Origin of the sequence: Labrys sp. WJW, assembly GCF_001676615.1 — a bacterium.
Lineage (GTDB): Bacteria > Pseudomonadota > Alphaproteobacteria > Rhizobiales > Labraceae > Labrys > Labrys sedimenti.
In genome coordinates this window covers 61,871-75,619 of sequence record NZ_LYXZ01000040.1, presented here as the reverse complement: position 1 = coordinate 75,619, position 13,749 = coordinate 61,871, and the positions used below count along the sequence as shown (strand labels likewise).

The following is a 13,749-nucleotide window of genomic DNA, read 5'->3' as shown; positions in this document are numbered from 1 at the left end:
AGGGACGGATGAGGGGAGATGCGCAATGCTTGCCGCTCGTTCGCCGACACCCCTCATGCGGCGCTACGCGCCACCTTCTCCCGCAAGGGGAGAAGGCTGGCCGCGCCCTGTTCTGATGGCTTGCCTCAGGCATCGGCGAGCTTCTCTTCCAGGAAGCCCGTCACGGCATGGGGATCGACATCGTTGGCGATGAAGCTCTCGCCGATGCCGCGGGTGAGAATGAAGGTGAGCTTGCCGCGCTTGACCTTCTTGTCCTGCAGGATGGCGTTCATCAGTTCGTCCGCGGTGCCGGCACCACCCGGCACCTCGTCGATGCGGGTCGGCAGTCCGGCGGCGGCAAGATGGGCGGCGACGCGCGAGGGCGTTTCCTGGGAGCACAGGCCGAGCCGGGCCGAGAACTCATGGGCCAGCACCATGCCGATCGAGACACCCTCGCCATGCACCAGGCGGGCGGAATTGTAGCCGGTGACCGCTTCCAGGGCATGGCCGAAGGTGTGGCCGAGATTGAGGAGTGCCCGCTCGCCGGTCTCGGTCTCGTCGCGGGCGACGATGCCGGCCTTGGAGCGGCAGGAGGTGGCGATGGCCTCGACGCGCGCCGGCCCGCCCGCCATCACGTCCTGCCAATTCGTCTCGAGCCAATGGAAGAAGGGAGCGTCGTTGATCAGGCCGTATTTGGCGACCTCGGCATAGCCGGCGCGGAATTCGCGCCTGGAGAGGGTATCGAGCACCTGCGTATCGGCCAGCACGAGGCTGGGCTGATGGAAGGCGCCCACCAGGTTCTTGCCGTGGCGGGAATTGATGCCGGTCTTGCCGCCCACCGAGGAATCGACCTGCGCCAGCAGGCTGGTGGGGATCTGCACGAAGCGCATGCCGCGCCGGACCGCCGCTGCCGCAAAGCCGGCGAGGTCCCCGATCACGCCGCCGCCGAAGGCGACGACGAGATCGCCGCGCTCGACCCGGGTGGCGATCAGGCCCTCGCAGACCTCGGCGAAGGTGGCGAAGCTCTTGGAGGCCTCGCCGGGCGCGACCGTGATGGTCTGGTGCTCGATACCGGCCGCATCGAGGCTCGCCGTCAATGTCGCCAGGTGCAGGGCCGCGACATTGGCGTCGGTGACGATGGCGAGGCGCGCCTTGGGCGCGAGGGCGGCGATGCGTTGGCCGGCCTCGGGAAGGAGGCCCGGACCGATGGCGATCTCATAGGAGCGCGCGCCCAGCGCGACGGGAACGACGATGGGCTGGCTCATGCCGGTCTGTCCGATCTTTCGGTCGATAGATGATGTTCGAGGGCGGTGACGACGTCCTCCAGCACCGTCTCCTGGGCGACGTCGCGCGACAGCACGGTGACATCGGCGCCGGCATAGACGGGATAGCGGACTTCGATCAGCTTGCGCAGCGTGCCTTCCGGATCGGGCGTCTGCAGGAGCGGGCGGGTCGGCTTGCGGCGAACGCGCCGCATCAGCACGTCGAGTTCCGCCTTCAGCCAGATCGAGATACCACAATTGGCGATGAGGGCGCGGGTCTCCTCGTTCATATAGGCGCCGCCGCCGGTCGCCAGCACGATCGGCTTGTCGCAGGCGAGCAGCCTGGCGATGACGCGGCGTTCCTTGTCACGGAAAAAGGCTTCGCCATCCGAGGCGAAGATCTCCGAAATGGTCTTCTGGGCGGCTTCCTCGATCTCGGTATCGGCATCGCGGAATTCGAGGCCGAGCCGGCCTGCCAGGCGCCGGCCGACGGCGCTCTTGCCCGCACCCATCATGCCCACCAATACGACCGACCGCCCCGCGAGGGCTTCCGCCACTTTCTTCTCGCGCTCGGCCGGGACAGGGGGTGTCGCAAAGCCGCTCATATCGTCCTGCATCAACAAGTCCATCGTTCTAATGAACCGGAGAGGGGCCTCGATGCAAGAGCCTCAGGGGCAAGCGGCGGGCACAACGCCATGGTGCTGCCCTCAATCGCACATTATCCTGGCACCGTTGTGTTCCGAGTCCTCATGCCCAGCTTCCTCATGCCCAGCCTCTTCCGCTTCCTTCTCATTCTCCTGCTGCTGGGGCTCACCGGGTTCGGCCTCGTCTATGCGCTGGGCACCTATGTGAAGCCGGCGACCCGGCCGATGAGCCAGGACGTCCCGCTCAAGAACCTGGAGCCGCCAAAGGAGCCCGCCAAGCCCTGACCTGTCCGCCTGCCGGCGGCCCAGGTATCCGGCGGCCCGAGTATCCGGCGGCCCAGGTATCCGTTCAGGGTTCCGGCAACTGCATTTTCGCCCAAGACATGCCGGATGATGCCGTTGCCGCATGGGGACAATGGCCATGATCGTCAAGCTGGTCCTGCAAAATCTCGTGTTCGTCGCCATCATGGCCCTGGTGCTGTTCCTTTCCGCCGGCACGCTGGCCTGGGCCTCGGCTTGGGCCTACCTGGCCGTTTCCCTGGCTGTCGGCCTCGCCTCCGGCTTGTGGCTCGCCAGGACCGACCCGGGCCTGCTCGCCGAACGCATGAGGCTGAGAGCGCCGGAGCAGCCCAGAGCGGACAAATGGTTCATGCTGGTCTTCCTCGTGGTCGCCGTGGTCTGGTTCGTGGTGATCGGGCTCGACCGGCGCCTGCAGGCTTCGGCCATGCCCCTCCCGCTCGAGGCCTTGGGGCTCGCGCTCTATCTGGCTTCCACACTCTTCATCATGTGGGTGTTTCGCGAAAACTCCTTCGCCGCGCCGGTGGTCAAGGTGCAGGCCGAGCGTCACCATCACGTGGTCTCGACAGGTCCCTATGCCTTCGTCCGCCATCCCATGTATGCGGGCGTCATGCTCTATTTCATCGGTACGCCGCTGTTGATCGGCTCCTGGTGGGGGCTCGCGATGATGCCGGTGTTCTTCCTGGCCTTCGCGATCCGCTCGCGCATCGAGGAACGCACCCTGATGACAGGCCTGCCGGGCTATGCCGATTACGCCCGGCGCGTGCGCTATCGCATGCTGCCCGGGATCTGGTGAGGCTGGGATAGGTTCGGAAACGATCGTTTCCTATTCTTGCGATTGCGGCATGGGCCTCTCGGCGGCAGTACGCCCTTCATCATCTCGCGGCATGATCCGGTACCAAATCAGCGACAAACCCTGTATGGCCGGTGTGATGCCTCGCCCGAGTTTCCTTCCCGCCCGTCCGTCGTTCAGCCTGCCGCATCTGGCCATGCCGCCGCGGGCCGACTGGATCTTCGCATTCCGCACCACCGTCATCGGGCTCGTTGCTCTGGCAATCGCCTATGCGCTCGGGCTCGAGCAGCCGCAATGGGCGATGATGACCGTCTATATCGTCAGCCAGCCCGTCGCCGGTATGGTGCTCGCCAAGGGCTTGTTCCGGCTGGCCGGCACGCTGATCGGTGCCCTCGCCTCGGTGGCGATGGTCAAGCTGACGGGGAGCGAGCATCTGCTCTTCCTGGCGCTGCTGGCCGCCTGGATCGGCCTGTGCACCTTCGTGGCCTCGACCCTGCGCAACCCCGAAGCCTATGGGGCGGTATTGGCCGGCTATACGGCCGCCATCATCGGCTTGCCAGCTTTCGACAATCCCCATCTCGTCAATGAGCTGGCGGTGGCGCGCTGCATCGAGATCATGCTCGGCATCGTCTGTGCGGGCCTGGCCAGCCGCTTCCTGCTGCCGCAACTCGCCCGCGACGTGCTGGTGGAGCGGGCCGGCGCCAGCCTCAGGGACATTGCCCGCTATGGGGCGGGCGCGATCGGCGGCACGGCGAAGGCCGAGCTCGACACCCGCTATCAGCGCCTGATCGTCGATATCGAGGCGCTGGCGGGCATGCGCGCCTATGCCCGGCTGGAAGCACCCAGCCTGGTCACGCATGGGCGCATGGCCCGGCACACGATCGGCCACATGCTCTCGGCCATCTCGGCCGTGCACACCCTGCTTGCCCATGCCAGCGCGCCCGATTCGAGCTGGCGTCCGCTGCTCAACCGCATCAGGACCATGCTGGACGGTATCGCCCAGGGCGACTGGCTCACCCAGGACGTCCGCCCCTGGCTGCGGCAGATCGAGGAATTCTGCCGCGAGGCCGAGGCGATGCGTGGCGCGCCGCTGCAGCCGCACGAGGACCGAGCCGCGGCGGCGGCCCGCATCACTTTGCTGATCGAGTTCCTCACTGCCATCCGCCAGGTGCTGGAGGGACTGGCCGCCTTGCGGCTGCGTGCGCCCGACCCGCCCGGCCAGTGGAAGCTGCCGGCCCTCACCATTGATCGCGACTACGAGGTGGCGGCCGTCAACGCCATCAGGGCGGCGATCGCCACCACCATCGTCACCGCCTATTGGATCGCCACGCGCTGGGCCGATCTCGCCGGCGCGGCGGTGATGGTGGCGGTGATGTCGAGCCTGTTCGCCACCATGCCCAATCCGTTGCGGTCGGCCTGGGACTTCCTCAAGGGCACGGCCTATTCGGTGCCGGTCGCCTTCCTGGTCGGCCAGCTCATGCTGCCGCATCTGCCGGGGCTTGCCTGGCTGCTGGCGCTGATCGGGCTGGTACTGCTGCCGGCGGCGCTGGGCATGGCCAATCCGCGCTTCACGCCGATCGCCACCGCCTTCGCCATCAATTTCCTGCTCTTCCTCAATCCGCGCCAGCCCATGGTGGCCGAGCCCTGGCTGTTCATGAACGCGGCGATCGCGGTGCTCGGCGGCGGGCTGCTCAGCCTCGCCGTGTTCGCGGTGGTCCTGCCCCGGCGGCCGCAAAGCGTGGTCGAGCGGGTGGTGGAGGCTTTCCGGGCCGACCTGACCCGGCTTTGCCTGCATGAGCGCCTGCCCAAGCCCTCGGCCTTCGAGAGCCTGGCCTATGACCGCATCAACCAGCTGATGGCGCCGCTGGAACGTGTCGGCAGCAAGGGCCAATATGTGCTGGACGGGAGCCTTGCAGCGGTGACAATGGGGCTGGAGATCCTGCGCCTGCGCCGCTTCCTGCGCGAGGGCCTGATCGAGCCCGCCCATGCCGCTGCCGTCTCGGAGATGCTCGTGCGTGTCGCCGGTCTCCTCGCCATCCGCATCCCGCATGCCAAGCTGCTGCGCGACATGATCGTGTCGCTGCGGGAATTGGCGGCCGAGATCGTCAAGGAAACCAGCCCGAACGCGCATCTGCAGGCGGCCGCCTCGCTCAGGGTGATCGCCTTGGCCCTGGAGGATCATCCGCTCTATTTCTGAGGCTGGCAGGGAGGCGGCATGGCGGATGATTTTCCCGCTGTTAACCTCGGCGGGCTTAGTCTGGTGCCATGTCCAAGCCCGCCAGCGACAGCCGCCTGATCAATGCCTTTCTCGACATGGTGTCCGCCGAGCGCGGCGGCGCCGACAATACGCTGCAGGCCTATCGGCGCGATCTCACCGACTATAGTGACTTTCTGAAGGGGCGGGGCGCCGCAATCGCCACGGCGGGTGCCGATGAGGCCCGGGCGCATCTCGCCGCCCTCAGTGATCTCGGCTTCAAGGCGACCACCCTGGCGCGCCATCTGTCGGCGATCCGGCAGCTGCACAAATTCCTCTACGCCGAAGGCTTCCGCACCGACGACCCGACCACTGTGCTCGACGGGCCGAAACGCGGGCGTGCCCTTCCCAAGGTGCTGGATGTTGCCGAAGTCGATCGCCTGCTGGCGGCGGCGGCCGAGGGGATCGAGGACGCTGCCCGCCCCTTGTCGGAGCGCCTGAGGGCGGCACGGATGAGCGCCCTGCTCGAGACGCTCTATGCCTCGGGGCTGCGCGTCTCGGAGCTCGTCAGCCTCAAGCGCACTGCGGCGCGGCCTGGGCTTGCCATGCTGAACGTGGTCGGCAAGGGCGCCAAGGAAAGGCTGGTGCCGCTCACAGAGGCTGCCCGGCGAGCCATGCAGGCCTATCTCGGCTTGCTCGCTCAGGCAGGCAGGGACGGCGCCTCTCCTTGGCTGTTCCCGTCCTTCGGCGAGAGCGGCCATCTTACGCGGCAGCATTTTGCGCGGGAGTTGAAGATGCTGGCGGTGAGCGCCGGCATGCGCGCCGATTGCATCAGCCCGCATGTGCTGCGCCATGCCTTTGCCAGCCATCTCCTGCAGAACGGTGCGGATCTGCGTTCCGTGCAGATGATGCTGGGCCATGCCGACATCGCCACGACGCAGATCTATACGCATGTGCTGGATGAGCGGGTGAAGGCGATGGTACGCGACCTGCATCCTCTGGCGGATTGAGGCAGGGCCCCCACGGGGCTGCCGCTCTTCATCGATGGGGAAACCCGGATAGAGCATCGCGCCGAAAAGTGGGTACCGGTTTTCGGCAAAAAGATGCGGCAACAAGGAATTACAGCATCGAGCCTGATTCAGAAATCAGGTTCGATGCTGTAGTCGGCCTTTCTGCCTGGGTTCCTCACCCCGCCCTTGATCTTTGCCGCCATCTTCCGGGCTGGGCTGTCGCATCGCATGCCGTTGTTCCCGCGATTGTGTCTGGAAAGTACTCGGGTTCGGCGGCAGAAGCGTGAGGACGTTTCTATCCTGATGGTTTTGAACGTCCGGCCACGCATCCGCTTACGATCAGGTAAACTTTTCAATCGGCATGAGAATTTGTAAAACACCCGGATAAATCAATAAACTTGAGCAATTGGTGAAATTTTATTGTGCATCTCATAGCATAATAACAATTTATAATTGTGTGATCTATCTTTATAGGGAATTGCCTTGGATTGATATTGTTGTGCGTGCTTCAATATTTATATAATTTAGATCAAATTTATTTACAGACTTTCTCGATATTTCTGAAATTAAGCTGAGGTCGGCATATTATTTCGCGGCACGAATAAACTTACTTGCGCCGTTGCTGTAGCGGCACAATAGTTTTGTCATAAAAACTTCTCGGTATCGTCAGGATAATTTTAGTTTGTATTTGTATATTTTGTATTCGTAAGCAGTATTTTACCTCTCAAAGACTTCTATTTTATGCAATCTATACTAAAATTCGATGTAAATTGTACTTGATTTTAATTCTTATTGTCTTGTCCGTGACGTAGATTAGCGAGAATTGAGTTTTATACTATATTGTTCATTTTGATCCAAAATATAGACTTGACATGAATGTCTTGTATCAAATACATCATTTAAAGTTCTGGTGAGTGCTAGTATGATGATTGTCGAGCGCCTAGCCATCCCCGAAGTCGTGCGAGTTCGCCCTCGACGTTTTGGTGATGCCCGTGGCTACTTCTCGGAAGTGTTCAGTGCGCGCGGGTTTTGCCAGCATGTTGCCGAAGTAGAATTCGTTCAGGACAACGAGGCGTTGTCCGGCGCCGCCGGTACGCTGCGAGGCTTGCATTTCCAGCGTTCGCCGATGGCGCAGGGCAAGCTGATCCGGGTCATTCGCGGTGCGATATTCGACGTGGCCGTCGATATTCGCCAGGGCTCGCCGACCTATGGCAGACATGTCTCGGCCCGTCTCGACGGGGTCGACGGCGATCAACTGTGGGTACCCGTCGGTTTCGCCCATGGCTATTGCACGTTGGAGCCGGACACGCTGGTTGCCTACAAGGTCACCAACTACTACAGCCCCGACGACGATGGCGGCGTCCTGTGGAATGATCCGGCAATCGGTATCGAGTGGCCCGTGCCGGCACAGGGCCCCGTGCTTTCGGTCAAGGATCAGGGGTTGCCGCTCCTGAAAGACTTGCCGGCTCAGTTTCATTACAACTCCGAACAGGAAGGTGTCGCATGATGCGTGTTCTGGTAACAGGCGGTGCAGGCTTCATCGGTTCGGCCGTGGTGCGGTTGCTGGTGGGCGAGGGGGATGTCGAGGTGCTCAACTTCGACAAGCTGACCTATGCGGGCAATCCCCATTCCCTGCGCTCGATAGCCGGCTCACGAAATTATCGTTTCATGCGCGGCGACATCACCGACAGGCTGAAGCTGGATGCGGTCATGATGACTTTTCGCCCGAATGCGGTGATGCATCTGGCCGCCGAGAGCCATGTCGACCGCTCGATCGCCGGAGCCGACGATTTCATCCAGACCAATATCGTGGGGACCTATACCTTGCTGGAGGCGGCGCGCGCCTATTGGCGTACGCTTTCGGGTCGGGAGCGCGACGCGTTCCGCTTCCTGCATGTCTCCACCGACGAGGTCTATGGCTCGCTCGGCAGTGACGGTCTCTTCACCGAGACCACACGTTACGATCCGAGCTCGCCCTATTCGGCCAGCAAGGCGGCATCCGACCACCTGGCCCGGGCCTGGATGCGCACCTATGGCCTGCCGGTGCTGATCTCCAATTGCTCGAACAATTACGGTCCGTATCATTTTCCCGAAAAGCTCATCCCGCTCGTCATCCTGAACGCATTGGAGGGGCGCACTCTGCCGGTCTATGGCGATGGCAGCAATGTGCGTGACTGGCTTTTCGTGGAAGACCACGCCCGTGCCCTGTGGACGATCGTGCGGACGGGCCGTCCGGGAGAGACCTACAATGTCGGCGGGCGCAGCGAGCGCAGCAATCTGAGCGTCGTCGAGACCATTTGCGACGTTCTGGACGGGCTCGTCGGTGGTTCGCGTCCGCGGCGGGATCTGATCGCCTTCGTGCCCGACCGTCCGGGCCATGACCAGCGCTATGCGATCGATGCCGGCAAACTCGAGGCGGATCTGGGCTGGCGCGCCCTCGAGACCTTCGAATCCGGCATACGGCATACGGTGCAGTGGTATCTCGACAATGATTGGTGGTGGCGCCCGATCCGCTCGGGGGTCTATGCCGGCGAACGGCTGGGGCTCGTCAGCGCCTGAGCCTGCCGGTCATCCGGATCCAGGAGGTTTCGCGATGCGTATTGTGGTGACGGGCAGGGAAGGGCAAGTGGCTCGCTCCCTGCAGGCCGTTGGCGCCTCCTTGGGCGTGGATATCGTCTGTCTCGGCCGGCCTGAGCTCGATCTGGCCGTGCCGGCGAGCATTCCGGCGGCGCTCCTCGCCTCCGGGGCGGATGCAATCATCAATGCCGCCGCCTATACGGCGGTCGACCGGGCCGAGAGCGAACCGGAGAAGGCCCATGCGGTCAACGCCGTCGGCGCGGGGCTCGTCGCGGAGGCCGCGCAACGGCTCGGCGTGCCGATCGTGCATGTCTCGACCGATTATGTCTTCGACGGCACCGCACGCCATCCCTATCGTGAGGAGGATCGGGTCTGTCCGCTCGGCGCCTACGGTGCGTCCAAGCATGAAGGCGAAGTGCACGTTGCCGCCGCCAATCCCCGGCATGTGATCTGCCGCACCTCATGGGTCTATTCGCCCCATGGCCAGAATTTCGTGAAGACGATGTTGCGGCTCGCCGGCGAACGCGACGAGGTCGGCGTCGTCTCCGACCAATTCGGCTGCCCGACCTATGCCCTCGATCTCGCCGATACGCTGTTGCGGATCGCCCGAAAGGTGGTCGAGGAAGAGGCGGCCGCCTCGCCCTTGTTCGGCGTATTTCATGTTGCCGGCGGCGGGGAGGCGAGCTGGGCCGATCTCGCCGAGGCGGTGTTTGCGGCGTCTGCCTCTTCAGGTGGCCCCTCGCCCCGCGTCAGGCGGATCGAGACCAAGGACTATCCCACGCCGGCTCGCCGTCCTGCCGATTCAAGGCTGGACACGGCCAGGCTGCGGGAACGCTACGGTATTGCCTTGCCCGATTGGCACGCCTCGGTCGGCGACTGCGTATCGCGCCTGCAGGCCGGGCGTGCCGGCGCTGGCTCATCCTCTCTCGTTTCTCCACTTGCTTCGTCCTAACGGCCTTCGCAATCGGCCGCCCGTGGTGTTGTTTTTGATCAAGGAAGTTATTGAGAATGCGCGGTATCATACTGGCCGGCGGCAGTGGCACCCGGCTCTATCCGATGACCAGCATCACCTCCAAGCAGTTGCTGCCGATCTACGACAAGCCGATGATCTATTACCCGCTCAGCACCTTCATGCAGGCGGGCATTCGCGAAATCCTGCTGATTTCCACCCCGCATGACCTGCCGCTGTTCCGCAAGATGCTCGGCGACGGCACGCAATGGGGCCTGAAGCTCAGCTATGCCGAGCAGCCGCGCCCGGACGGCTTGGCCCAAGCCTTCGTCATTGGAGCCGATTTCGTGGCGGGCGAGCCTTCGGCGCTCATCCTGGGCGACAATCTGTTCTATGGCGCCGGCCTGCCCGGCCTGATGCGCTCGGCCGTCTCCCGGCGGGAGGGGGCCACCGTGTTCGCCTATCACGTCACCGATCCCGAACGCTATGGCGTGGTCGGTTTCGACGAGAATGCGGTGGCGACCTCGATCGAGGAAAAGCCCAGGCAGCCCAAATCCAATTGGGCGGTGACGGGGCTTTATTTCTACGATGCCGAAGTGGTCGACATCGCCCGGACCATCAAGCCCTCGGCGCGCGGCGAATATGAGATCACCGACGTCAATCGCATTTATATGGAGCGGGGCGGCCTGCATGTGGAGCGCATGCGGCGAGGCTATGCTTGGCTCGACACCGGCACGCCCGACAGCCTGCTGCAGGCCGCCGAATTCGTGCGCGTGCTCGAGCACCGACAGGGCGTGCGCCTGGCCTGCCCAGAAGAGATCGCCTTTTCCAGCGGCTGGATCGACGCCGATCAACTGCGCCACCTCGCCAGGAAGGTCGAGAACAGCAGCTACGGCAAATATCTCCTGCGCGTATTGGAGGAAGCGTCGCTCCTGTGGTGAGGGCCGTGCGGCCCAGAGATCAGGTTGGGAATCGGGCGAGGTCATGCTGTTCAACATCGAATCCGACGAGGGCGGCGAGATCACCGGCTATGTCGTCCCGGACGATTTCGAGAAGACGCCGATCCTGCATGTCCTCGTCGACGGACAGGTAGCCGCCCGTATCCGCTGCAGCGAGCCGCGCCCGGCCCTGGTCGCGGCGGGGCGGCACATCAACGGCCTGTGCGGCTTCCTGCTCAACGATGCCAATGTCCCCGGCCTCGGTGCCATGCGCTATGTCGAGGTGGTGGACGAGGAAAGCGGCATCCTGATCTATCGCCGCAATCTGGACGCGCCCGGCTTGCCCAACCGCCTGTTCCGGCTGGAAACGCATCTATTCCCGCTTTGGGGGCTCGATGCGGCGCTCAAGCAGCATTTCAACTATTTCCACCGGGGCATCGAGCGGCTGGGAAGCGAGACGGCGACCCAGATCTTTCATTTGTTGAACACCACCTCGCTCTATGTCAGCGGGCGGCTCACGCTGAGGCAATATGATGCGCTGATTCATGAGCGCTTTACCTGGGTGACGTTGCTGCACGATCCCTATTACGAACTGGCCGAGCGGCTGATGGCCCTCAAGCTGGTGCCCAAATATGGTGATGCCCTGCTGGGCCAGCGCGATCTTTCCGTCTTCAAGCCCGCGATCGATTTCGTTGCCGATCTCGAGACGGACGAGGAGGGACTGACCAAGGCCTTCGCCGAGATGCCCGGCCCGGTGATTTCAATCCTGTCCAATCCGCTTGCGCGCCAGCTCGCCGCCGAGGGCTTCGACGCCCTGTTGCCGCGCGGCGCCGTGGCGACGGCGCTGGCCAATCTTGCCACGGCCGGGGTCGTCGGCATCCGCGAACACCCGCATGTCTTCGCCGAGGATCTCGAACAGATCATGCGCATGCCCCAGGGCGCCGTGCAGATCGCGCCCCTGTTGCCGCCCGTGCAGGCTTTGGCCGAGCGGCTGCGCAGATTGCCCGAGACCGAGGTGCTGCTCGAGGCCGACCTCGACATCTACTCGCAGGTCAAGACGGCGGTCGCAGGCGGCGGCTGACCAAGCTGAAGAAATGCTGTTTTTGCGTCGCCCTGTCGATATGTCGGTATTGGCGAATTTATGTTTGCAGAAAACAAACTTTTTGTGCTATTTCAAAAGGCGTACACGATACCTAATCGGAAGTACGGGTGGCCGTGGGGGACAGGCCGGAATTCCGACGGATGCAGGAGGAATGAATGGCTGTTTTTGGACCCAACGCCGGCGGTGTCAGCTATGACATTACCCGTACTGGCGGAAACGTATTAACTGGTTTCCTGGACCAGGTAGTGATCTCAGGCGGCACAAACGGAACTAGTACACTCACTAATGTTCCTGAAGGCAATATTGCCACAACCAACGGTACGACACTTAACCTTGTCAGTCTGCTCGGCACGTCGAACTATGCCGTCGCACCGGGTGTTACTGCGAATGTCGTTCTGGTTGCAAATGCTCTCGGAACCAGCAACGTCTATATCGGCGGTACGGCCACACTCTCCACTGCCGTTAGCCTGCTGAGCAACACCAATATCAATGTCACCGGCGGCAGCGCCACATTGGCTAATAACCTCAATGTGAGCGCCTTGAATGGCACGAACGTCACGTTGACCGATGGCGGCTCATTCACCAACGGCAACAATCTCACCAGCATTCTGAACGGCACGACCATCAACTACGGTCCTGGTGGCGGTACCTTCACCGTTAATGGCGGCAATACGCTCATCGACCTCTCCGGCACCACCATCAACGGTTTTGCCACGAACAATGGTCTGAACCATCTCGAGTTTATTAATACCGCTGGTACGGCAGCCACTTACACGGTTACCAATTCGGGCGGCAATCAGGTCATCACTGTTTTGGACAGCAGCAATGGCACCATTGCAACTGTCACCATTGCAGGTCAAACGCTCAATGCTGGGACCTATACGGTTGGCCAGAACGGCCCTCTCACGGTTGGCCAGAATGGCAGCACTCTCACGGTCACCGATCAAGCCATCGTTTGCTTCCTCGCTGGCACGCTCATCCGCACGGCCACCGGCGAAGTCGTGATCGAGAATATCCAGGTCGGCGACGAAGTCTTCGTTTCCATCGATGGCAAGGATGAATTGCGTCCGGTGACCTGGATCGGCTCGGGCCATGTCCTGAGCAACCCGGTATATCCCATGGACATGGGCGGCTACCCCGTCCGCATCCTCAAGGATGCGATCGCCGAGGGCGTGCCCTATCAGGATCTGCTGGTTACGGCCGAGCATAGCTTCTTCTTCGAAGGCAAGCTGGTGCCGATCCGCATGCTGGTCAATGGCCGGAGCATCTTCTATGACCGCTCCTTCCAGACCTACACCTACTACCATGTCGAACTGGCCCAGCATGGCATCATCCATGCCAACGGCATGCTCTCCGAGAGCTATCTCGACACGGGCAATCGCAAGAACTTCGTGGCCCAGCATGGCGTGGTGCCGTTCCCCGGCAAGGCCAAGGACTGGTCGGTCGATGCCGCGGCGCCGCTCTGCGTCGATCGCGCCTTCGTCGAGCCGATCTTCCGCACCATCGAGGCCCGGTCAGCCCTGCGCAACGATCCGGTGCAGTCGCAGCCGGTCGAACTGACCCGCGAAGCCGACCTGCACCTGGTCACCGAGAGCGGCCGGGTCATCCGCCAGGCTCGCGAAGCCGATGGCATGGCCCTGTTCATGATTCCCTCGAATGTGCGGTCGGTGCGCATCGTCTCGCGCGCCAGCCGTCCGGCCGACACGATCGGGCCCTATGTCGATGACCGCCGTTTCCTCGGCGTGCTCGTCGGTGCCGTCACGCTGCAGGACGGCAATGTCCGCCGCGAGATCGACACCCATCTGACCTCCCGCACGCTGCGCGGCTGGTCGGTGCCGGAAGGGGCTCGCCGCTGGACGGATGGCGATGCCGTGCTGCCGCTCGGCGAGCGCGCGCCCAATGCGATCGCCATGCTGGGCCTGCAGGTCCTGGCTGCCGGTCCCTATGTGGTCGACGCTGACGCTGCCGCGGATGCTGCGCTGAACGGCTGACAATATCGACGAC

General features: G+C 63.0%; 12 protein-coding genes. 10 read left to right on the top strand and 2 right to left on the bottom strand.

Annotation, left to right across the window (positions count from 1 at the left end; all coding sequences use genetic code 11):
- Positions 1 to 125 precede the first annotated feature (125 nt).
- Together aroB and BA190_RS23780 are read right to left on the bottom strand one after the other, a co-directional pair.
- Positions 126 to 1,244, bottom strand: coding sequence for a 3-dehydroquinate synthase (gene aroB, locus BA190_RS23785; RefSeq protein ID WP_068293331.1), 1,119 nt, complete (start codon positions 1,242 to 1,244; stop codon positions 126 to 128).
- Positions 1,241 to 1,858: a shikimate kinase gene (locus BA190_RS23780; protein WP_068293687.1), complete on the bottom strand. Its 618-nt coding sequence runs from the start codon at positions 1,856 to 1,858 to the stop codon at positions 1,241 to 1,243. Before BA190_RS23780 ends, aroB begins: the two co-directional genes overlap by 4 nt.
- Positions 1,859 to 1,990: 132 nt before the next feature.
- Here BA190_RS23780 and BA190_RS23775 point away from each other — a divergent pair, with 132 nt between their 5' ends.
- The 10 genes from BA190_RS23775 to BA190_RS23730 all read left to right on the top strand — a co-directional run bounded on the left by BA190_RS23775 (position 1,991) and on the right by BA190_RS23730 (position 13,736).
- A complete protein-coding gene (locus BA190_RS23775; RefSeq protein WP_245314933.1) occupies positions 1,991 to 2,170 on the top strand; it encodes a hypothetical protein in 180 nt (59 codons plus the stop codon).
- 136 nt (positions 2,171 to 2,306) lie between these two features.
- On the top strand, positions 2,307 to 2,978 hold the full coding sequence (locus BA190_RS23770) for an isoprenylcysteine carboxylmethyltransferase family protein (protein ID WP_068293684.1): 672 nt from the start codon (positions 2,307 to 2,309) through the stop codon (positions 2,976 to 2,978).
- 136 nt (positions 2,979 to 3,114) lie between these two features.
- The gene (locus BA190_RS23765) at positions 3,115 to 5,172 is read left to right on the top strand and encodes an FUSC family protein (RefSeq protein WP_068293681.1); all 2,058 of its coding nucleotides are present in this window, start codon (positions 3,115 to 3,117) and stop codon (positions 5,170 to 5,172) included.
- A gap of 68 nt (positions 5,173 to 5,240) precedes the next feature.
- Positions 5,241 to 6,179: a site-specific tyrosine recombinase XerD gene (locus BA190_RS23760; protein ID WP_068293323.1), complete on the top strand. Its 939-nt coding sequence runs from the start codon at positions 5,241 to 5,243 to the stop codon at positions 6,177 to 6,179.
- Positions 6,180 to 7,104: 925 nt separating this feature from the next.
- Positions 7,105 to 7,686 (top strand): dTDP-4-dehydrorhamnose 3,5-epimerase, encoded by a 582-nt coding sequence (rfbC, locus tag BA190_RS23755; RefSeq protein ID WP_068293678.1) that lies wholly within the window; start codon positions 7,105 to 7,107, stop codon positions 7,684 to 7,686.
- Positions 7,686 to 8,738, top strand: coding sequence for a dTDP-glucose 4,6-dehydratase (gene rfbB / locus BA190_RS23750; protein ID WP_068293675.1), 1,053 nt, complete (start codon positions 7,686 to 7,688; stop codon positions 8,736 to 8,738). The genes rfbC and rfbB overlap by 1 nt, the downstream gene beginning before the upstream one ends.
- A 34-nt stretch (positions 8,739 to 8,772) precedes the next feature.
- Positions 8,773 to 9,708: a dTDP-4-dehydrorhamnose reductase gene (gene rfbD / locus BA190_RS23745; RefSeq protein WP_068293320.1), complete on the top strand. Its 936-nt coding sequence runs from the start codon at positions 8,773 to 8,775 to the stop codon at positions 9,706 to 9,708.
- A gap of 56 nt (positions 9,709 to 9,764) precedes the next feature.
- The gene (gene rfbA, locus BA190_RS23740; RefSeq protein ID WP_068293317.1) at positions 9,765 to 10,646 is read left to right on the top strand and encodes a glucose-1-phosphate thymidylyltransferase RfbA; all 882 of its coding nucleotides are present in this window, start codon (positions 9,765 to 9,767) and stop codon (positions 10,644 to 10,646) included.
- 43 nt (positions 10,647 to 10,689) lie between these two features.
- The gene (locus BA190_RS23735) at positions 10,690 to 11,724 is read left to right on the top strand and encodes a hypothetical protein (RefSeq protein ID WP_068293314.1); all 1,035 of its coding nucleotides are present in this window, start codon (positions 10,690 to 10,692) and stop codon (positions 11,722 to 11,724) included.
- 176 nt (positions 11,725 to 11,900) lie between these two features.
- A complete protein-coding gene (locus tag BA190_RS23730) occupies positions 11,901 to 13,736 on the top strand; it encodes a Hint domain-containing protein (RefSeq protein ID WP_082979998.1) in 1,836 nt (611 codons plus the stop codon).
- Positions 13,737 to 13,749: the final 13 nt, after the last annotated feature.

What these genes read in the sequence shown, in the direction of transcription:
- aroB (WP_068293331.1), bottom strand. Translation starts at nt 1,244, where the DNA reads ATGAGCCAGCCCATCGTCGTTCCCGTCGCGCTGGGCGCGCGCTCCTAT.
- BA190_RS23780 (WP_068293687.1), bottom strand. Translation starts at nt 1,858, where the DNA reads ATGCAGGACGATATGAGCGGCTTTGCGACACCCCCTGTCCCGGCCGAG.
- BA190_RS23775 (WP_245314933.1), top strand. Translation starts at nt 1,991, where the DNA reads ATGCCCAGCTTCCTCATGCCCAGCCTCTTCCGCTTCCTTCTCATTCTC.
- BA190_RS23770 (WP_068293684.1), top strand. Translation starts at nt 2,307, where the DNA reads ATGATCGTCAAGCTGGTCCTGCAAAATCTCGTGTTCGTCGCCATCATG.
- BA190_RS23765 (WP_068293681.1), top strand. Translation starts at nt 3,115, where the DNA reads ATGCCTCGCCCGAGTTTCCTTCCCGCCCGTCCGTCGTTCAGCCTGCCG.
- BA190_RS23760 (WP_068293323.1), top strand. Translation starts at nt 5,241, where the DNA reads ATGTCCAAGCCCGCCAGCGACAGCCGCCTGATCAATGCCTTTCTCGAC.
- rfbC (WP_068293678.1), top strand. Translation starts at nt 7,105, where the DNA reads ATGATTGTCGAGCGCCTAGCCATCCCCGAAGTCGTGCGAGTTCGCCCT.
- rfbB (WP_068293675.1), top strand. Translation starts at nt 7,686, where the DNA reads ATGCGTGTTCTGGTAACAGGCGGTGCAGGCTTCATCGGTTCGGCCGTG.
- rfbD (WP_068293320.1), top strand. Translation starts at nt 8,773, where the DNA reads ATGCGTATTGTGGTGACGGGCAGGGAAGGGCAAGTGGCTCGCTCCCTG.
- rfbA (WP_068293317.1), top strand. Translation starts at nt 9,765, where the DNA reads ATGCGCGGTATCATACTGGCCGGCGGCAGTGGCACCCGGCTCTATCCG.
- BA190_RS23735 (WP_068293314.1), top strand. Translation starts at nt 10,690, where the DNA reads ATGCTGTTCAACATCGAATCCGACGAGGGCGGCGAGATCACCGGCTAT.
- BA190_RS23730 (WP_082979998.1), top strand. Translation starts at nt 11,901, where the DNA reads ATGGCTGTTTTTGGACCCAACGCCGGCGGTGTCAGCTATGACATTACC.